Origin of the sequence: Kitasatospora sp. NPDC059817 (assembly GCF_042731835.1) — a bacterium.
Classification (GTDB): Bacteria; Actinomycetota; Actinomycetes; order Streptomycetales; family Streptomycetaceae; genus Kitasatospora.
Genome location: NZ_JBHWIR010000105.1, coordinates 15,458 through 21,405, shown reverse-complemented (window position 1 = coordinate 21,405; position 5,948 = coordinate 15,458). Strand labels below are relative to the sequence as shown.

Sequence of the window (5,948 nt, the reverse complement as noted above, 5' to 3'; positions counted from 1 at the left end):
TTGGCGCCGCGTGCCGGGTGCGACCACCCCCCCCCCCCCCCCCCGTCCGCGGACCAGCACCCACCCGCGCCACCTCGGGAATCAACCATGCCGACACCACCACGACAGCCGACCACCGCCAACGCCACGACCAACGCCACCGCCATGACCACCGCCACCGGACCGGCGCTGGGCCTGTGGGCGCTGTACGACCTCCACCTGCGCCACTACCTCGACTACGCCGCCCTGCTGCTCCCCGCGGCCGACGCCCCGCTGGCCGTCCAGGGCGCCTTCGACGACCTCAGCGGCCACTGGCTCGACGCCCTGGCCACCGCCAGCCCGGCCGCCTGCGCCTGGCAGGCGGTCCGCCGACGCGTCTGCGCCCTGGCCGGCCCGCGCCCGCTCGGCCCGGTCGCCCACCTCACCGCCCCCCAGCAGGACGTCCTGCTGCTGCACCTGGTCCTCGCCCTGCCCGCCGCCGAGGTCGCCGCGCTGACCGGCACCGAACCGGGCGCCGTCCACGTGCAGTTGCGCTCGCTGGCGGCCGTCCGCCGGTAGCGGCCGCCGCCCCGGCCCGCTCCCGCCGTTCCCCCGGCGGGGTACCCCCGGGCCGGTCCGGCGGCTCACCGCACGGGGCTCGCGACCGGGTCGGGGTCGGGGGCGCTGGGGGAGGGGGCGGCGGCGCGGGCACGGGCGCGGACCTCGGCGACGGCCGGGCAGGTGGCGTAGACGCGGGTGAGGTGGGCCAGGTGGTCGGCCTCGGACTCCAGGTCCGGCCCCAGGGCGTGCGGCGGTTCGGCCGCCGGGGCGGTGCGCGGGGTGTCGGGGTTGGGCCGGGCGCCGGCGGCCGCGCGTTCCAGTGCGGCGGCCAGTGCGGCGGCCTCGGCGGTGGCGTCGGCCCGGGCGGCGGACGGGGGGAAGCGCGAGGTGGCGGCGGCGAGCCACTGCGGGGTGCGCGGGTCGAGGTGCTGACGCAGGATCAGCCGGGCGTCGTGGATCTCGATGATCCGCCGGTACAGGGCGAACTGCGGGTCGCGCGGCGGCAGCAGCGGCAGCCGGCTGGCCGGGGCGAGCGCGATCTCCGGCAGCACGGTGTGCAGGTCCCGCCAGAGCGGGGCCAGCGCCCGGTAGCGGCGGTGGGCGCGCAGCCAGCCGCGGACGGCGGCGTGCGCGGCCGGCCACACCGTGGTGCCCAGGCCGGTCGCCAGCAGTGCCACGCACAGCAGGCCCAGGACGCCGCACAGGGCGTCCTCGGCGCCGGCCTGGGTGCCGGTGGCCGCCGCCTGGACGACGTCGTCGACGCCCCAGGCGTTCCACAGCAGGCCCGCGACCAGGCTCAGGGTGAGCAGCCGCAGCCCGCTGCGCTGCCGCCCGGGCGCGGCGGCGCGGGCGAGCCGGGCGAGCTGGCGCAGCAGGGCGGTGAGGCAGTAGGCGAGGTAGAGCACGCCGGCGGCGGTGTACCCGGCCAGCGCCAGGCGGGCGCCGGCGGAGGGCGCGGCGGTGAGGTCGGAGGCATCCAGGCCCGGCGCGGCGGCGACGAACAGGACCGCCCGCACCCCCAGGACACCGGCCAGCAGGGCCAGCTGGCGCCGCACCGCGCGGCGGGGAAGTTCGGGATCGCGCAGGACACCGGCCAGCAGCCGGATCGCGCAGGCCGCGCCGATGCGCAGCGTGTCGCCGAGCAGGACGGGCAGGGCGGGCGCGATCCCGAGTCGGTGCAGCCGGTCGGCGGCCTGGACGGTGGGCGGGGCGAGCAGCAGCAGGGCGGCGGCGAGCAGCGCGGTGGCGTAGCAGCTGTAGCGGGCGATGGCGCGCGGGTTGGTCCGGCGGCCGCGGGCGAAGTGCCAGGCGCTCAGGGCGAAGAACAGCGCGACGCCGTAGAGGACGAGGCCGCTCACGGACGCCCCGCCGCCCGGTCGCCCGCCGCCCGACCGCCCGCCGCCCGACCGTCGGCCGCCCGGTCGCCGGCGGGTCCGGGTCCGGGCTCGCCGGTGAGCAGGACGTCCAGGACGTCCAGCGAGTCCGGGTGCGGGGCGGGGCCGGGCGGGTGCGCGGCGTCGGCCTTGGCGGCCCGGCTGAGGATGAGGGAGGCCAGCAGCTCGGCCTCGCGTTCCTGGGGCTCGTCGTAGCCGGTGCGCCCGAGCACCCGCCGGACCAGGTCGGGGGACAGGTGCGGCAGGAGGTCCGCGGCCGGGCCGAGCGGCGCGGAGCCGGCGTGGTCCAGGAGCAGGTGGGCGATCTCGTGGACCAGGATGTGCCGGCGGTGCAGCGCGCTGGTGTCGGCGGTGTACAGGATGTAGTCCGCCTCCCGGGTGGACACCAGCAGCCCGCAGGGCGCGTTGGGCCGGGCGGCCACCGGCAGCAGGTCGATCGGCCGCCCCCGCCGGCGGGCGAGTTGCTCCAGTAGCACGGTGGTGTCGAACGGGCTTGGCAGTTCCAGCTGTTCGGCCATCCGCCGGCAGCGGCGCAGCGCCGATCGGTAGCACCTGTCGTCCCGCACGCTGTGTTCCCCTTCTCGATCAGCGGCCCCGTTCCCCCCGATCTCCCGACCGCCGTGGTTCCGCCTCCGTGCCTGGCCCCCGTCTTCCTAGCCCCGGACTCCGTCCGCCCCGCCCGCGGCCCGTACCCCCGTCCGCGCGCCCGTCCGCGCCGCCGGCGTCAGGGCGCCGGGTGCCGGCGGGCAGCGTCCCGGCGGGCGATGACGTCGATCAGCTCGCTGACCGTGTCCAGGCCCTCGGAGGAGAGGCCGACCGCGCGCAGCGCCAGGCTGCGCACGCCCGCGTCGCGCAGCGCGCCGAGCAGGGCGAGCTCCTTGGCGATCTCCGCGCCCTGCCGCTCGTCGAAGAAGTACGCGGGCGGGACCTGGAAGAACTGGGCGAGCGCCTCCAGGTGGCGCTTGGTCGGGTTGTCCCGGCGCCCGGTGCGCAGCTGCCACAGGTAGGTGGTGGAGAACGACTCCCCGGTCGCCTCGCGGCAGGCCCGGGCGACCTCTTCGTTGGTGTACTGCTCGCGGTCGGGCCTGCGGACGGTGTGGAACAGCGCCTCGATCCTGGCCGCGAGCCCGGACAGTTCCACCGGTCCGTCCTCCCGGTTCGATTCCGCCATGGCCCGCCCTCCTCACCGGGGCCCCGCGCGTCTCCTCCTGGCGGGCGGGCAGGGCCGGCCAGGTCACGATAACCCAACGGCATCAGCTGGCGTGGATCACAAGATACCGCCAATCAACGTCAGTTGACCCCTCCACCGGTGGCTGACATCCTGGACCGCAGGCCGGCCGGTCGAACTGACTGGCCATCAAGTCCGTTCGTGTTAAAGACATTTGACGTTTCCCCCGGATCATCCGAATGATCTTGGCAGGCCGGTAGTGTGACCGACTCCCCTGGGACCACCAGGCATCGACACCCGAGACGGGACCGGCCGGACCGGCCGGCCCCACCGACGGCACGACATGGGAAGGGAGCGCCCGTGAACACGGCGCCGCGACACCAGACGGTGCGGCTGGGCTTCCTGTGGCGAGCCGCCGGCGCCCCCGTCGGCTGCGTGCTCGCCCTGGCGATGGGCGTCGTGCTCGCCGACACCGGGGCCGCCGGCCGGATGGGCGCCGTCCCCGCGCTGCTGCTGTCGAGCGCGGCCGTCCTGGGCGTGGCCCTGCCCGTCCCGTACGGCTTCTGGCTGCGCGCCGACGACCACGGCCTCACCCTCGTCCGGGCGTTCGTCCCGCGCCGCTACCGGTGGCGCGACATCCAGGGCCTCACGATGGACGCCGGGCAGGACGCCGACTCCGGCGCCCACCGGCTCGTCCTGCTGCTGCGTCTGACCCCGGCACCCCGCCGGACCGCCCGCGCCGCTCGCATCGCCCGCGGCGCCCGCCTGTACGGGCCGGTCCTCGGCATCCTGGGCACCACCCGCGACGGGCTGCCGCGCGGCACCGAACACCGCCGCCTCGCCGAACTGTTCGACCTGCTCCGGCGCCACGGAGTCCCCTTCGACGACCGCCGCTACGCCGACCTCGTCCTCACCGCGCACGGCTACCCGGCGCTCGCCCACACCGCCCACACCGCCCCCGGCGAACCCGCCCGCACCACCCGGCCCGCGGCCCGCCCCGACGCCGCCTGAACCGGGCCCGACGCCGCCCGAGCCGGGTCCGCGCCGCCCGCCCCGGCCGGCCCGGCCCTTTGAGCCGCCCACCGCTGAGCCGCCCACCGCTGAGCCGCCCACCGCTGAGCCGCCCACCGCCCCGCAGCCGTTGACCCCGACGGAAGCGCGCCCGCCCGGACGGCGCGCCAGGACGTCAGGAGTGCGGCGATGCTCAGGTTCCACGGCGCATGGCGGATCACCGTGGTCGGCAAGAACGCCAGCTTCGACCAGCGCGCGGTGGTGCGCGGCCCCTACGGCACCCGGATTCTGCCCGGCCGGGTCGGCGCCACCCTGGAAGTCGACGAGGACAGCTGGACGCTGACCCTGGAACACCACCTGTGGGGCCGCAGCTGGCAGCCGAACCTGCGCGTCACCCCCGGACCCGTCACCGAACGCGACGGCGTCCGCAGCCGCCTGCTGACCAGCAACGACTGCCACTGGCCCGACAAGCCCCTGGACTACGTCAACTTCGTCGTCCGCCTCGACCAGAGCCTCGCCCCGGCCCCCGCCCTCGCCCCCGTCCGGGCCGTGCGCGCCGCCGACTCCCTGCAGCCCTCCGCGCCCCGGGCCATCCGCACCTCCTCCTCCGACGACGTCGGCGACTTCGGCGCGCCCGCCACCCGGCCCGCGCCCGCCACTCGGCCCTCGCCCGCCACCCGGCCCGCAGCCACCCCCGCGCCCAGGCCGGCGCAGGCCCCGGGCACCAACGCCCAGCCCGCCGCGACCCCCTGGTAGCCCGCCGCCGCGCCCGGGGGACAGCCCCCGGGCCCGGCGGCCCGCTGCCCGGATGTCCCGGCCGGGCGCCGCAGGGTTGGCTGGACGCATCCGAACCAACCGATCCGAAAGGCCGTCACCCGTGCTCCTGCGCAAGACCGTCCGCCGCCGCGCCGCCCGCGCCACCGCCGTCGCCGCCCTCGCCGCCGCCCTGGGCGCCACCGCCATGACCGGAAGCGCCCAGGCGATCGTCAACGGCCACGACTCCACCGAGCGCTACCCGTTCATGGCCACGATCCCGATGAGCGCCAAGCAGATAGCCGACGGCACCTGCGGCGCCACACTGATCGACCCCCAGTGGGTCCTCACCGCCGCCCACTGCGTCCAGGGCTACCCGGGCAGCGAGCTGACGCTCGACGGCACCGTGCGCATCGGCAGCGCGCACCGCAAGAGCGGCGGCACCGTCCGGGCCATCACCCGCACCGTCGTCCACCCCGGCTTCAGCTTCGGCGACGGCCAGACCCGCCCCAACTACGACGACCTCGCCCTGGTGCGCCTGGACCGCCCCGTCGCCCAGCGGCCCGCCCCCGTCGCCCAGCGACCCGGCCCGCCCGGCACCCCGACCCGGCTGCTCGGCTTCGGCACCGTCCTCGACACCCCCAAGTACGAGGACATGGTCTTCCCGGACCGCCTCCAGGAACTCGACACCCGCCGCGCCGCCGCGGCCGACTGCGCCCCCGGCTTCGCCGGCCCCACCCGCCTGTGCACGACCAGCCCCACCCCGAAGGCCATGGCCTGCTTCGGCGACTCCGGCGGCCCGCAGATCCAGCGCGGCCGCGGCGGCCGCTGGGAGCTCATCGGCACCACCTCCGGCCCCGGCGCCCCGGGCGTGCCCTGCTCCGAAGGTCCGGGCCTGTACACCGACGTGCGCGCCTACGCCGACTGGATCCGGGCCACCATCGCCGCCGGCTGACCCGGCTGACCCGGCTGACCGACCTTGGCCTGACTGACTGACCGGCCTGGCTGACCGGCGCATCCGGCCGACCGCCCGACCCCCGCGGCCGGATGCGCCGGCCGACCCCACGGTAAATACCCAGGTGGGCACCCGGGCGCCCCCGGAG

General features: G+C 77.2%; 7 protein-coding genes. 4 read left to right on the top strand and 3 right to left on the bottom strand.

Translation table 11 applies throughout. The features are described from left to right. Positions 1-87 precede the first annotated feature (87 nt). Positions 88-537 carry a hypothetical protein gene (locus tag ACFV61_RS22125; protein ID WP_380493496.1) on the top strand — a complete coding sequence of 150 codons (450 nt, stop codon included), beginning with the start codon at positions 88-90 and terminating at the stop codon, positions 535-537. Between the two features lie 65 nt (positions 538-602). Here the strand turns inward: ACFV61_RS22125 and ACFV61_RS22120 are convergent, their stop codons facing one another. From ACFV61_RS22120 to ACFV61_RS22110, 3 genes are all read right to left on the bottom strand, one after another. Further along, complete coding sequence (locus ACFV61_RS22120; RefSeq protein ID WP_380493495.1) at positions 603-1,877, bottom strand: MAB_1171c family putative transporter; 1,275 nt, start codon at positions 1,875-1,877, stop codon at positions 603-605. Next, positions 1,874-2,479: a ParH-like protein gene (locus ACFV61_RS22115; protein ID WP_380493493.1), complete on the bottom strand. Its 606-nt coding sequence runs from the start codon at positions 2,477-2,479 to the stop codon at positions 1,874-1,876. Before ACFV61_RS22115 ends, ACFV61_RS22120 begins: the two co-directional genes overlap by 4 nt. A gap of 158 nt (positions 2,480-2,637) precedes the next feature. Further along, complete coding sequence (locus tag ACFV61_RS22110) at positions 2,638-3,084, bottom strand: helix-turn-helix domain-containing protein (protein WP_063352883.1); 447 nt, start codon at positions 3,082-3,084, stop codon at positions 2,638-2,640. A 357-nt stretch (positions 3,085-3,441) separates the two neighbouring features. Between ACFV61_RS22110 and ACFV61_RS22105 the strand changes: the two genes are divergently transcribed. From ACFV61_RS22105 to ACFV61_RS22095, 3 genes are all read left to right on the top strand, one after another. Further along, on the top strand, positions 3,442-4,092 hold the full coding sequence (locus ACFV61_RS22105) for a PH domain-containing protein (RefSeq protein ID WP_380493491.1): 651 nt from the start codon (positions 3,442-3,444) through the stop codon (positions 4,090-4,092). A 189-nt stretch (positions 4,093-4,281) separates the two neighbouring features. After that, positions 4,282-4,848, top strand: a complete 567-nt coding sequence (locus ACFV61_RS22100) for a hypothetical protein (RefSeq protein ID WP_380493489.1) — start codon at positions 4,282-4,284, stop codon at positions 4,846-4,848. Between the two features lie 52 nt (positions 4,849-4,900). Beyond that, positions 4,901-5,800, top strand: coding sequence for a serine protease (locus ACFV61_RS22095; RefSeq protein WP_079136651.1), 900 nt, complete (start codon positions 4,901-4,903; stop codon positions 5,798-5,800). Positions 5,801-5,948 lie beyond the last annotated feature (148 nt).

What these genes read in the sequence shown, in the direction of transcription:
- ACFV61_RS22110 (WP_063352883.1), bottom strand. Translation starts at nt 3,084, where the DNA reads ATGGCGGAATCGAACCGGGAGGACGGACCGGTGGAACTGTCCGGGCTC.
- ACFV61_RS22100 (WP_380493489.1), top strand. Translation starts at nt 4,282, where the DNA reads ATGCTCAGGTTCCACGGCGCATGGCGGATCACCGTGGTCGGCAAGAAC.
- ACFV61_RS22095 (WP_079136651.1), top strand. Translation starts at nt 4,901, where the DNA reads ATGTCCCGGCCGGGCGCCGCAGGGTTGGCTGGACGCATCCGAACCAAC.
- ACFV61_RS22125 (WP_380493496.1), top strand. Translation starts at nt 88, where the DNA reads ATGCCGACACCACCACGACAGCCGACCACCGCCAACGCCACGACCAAC.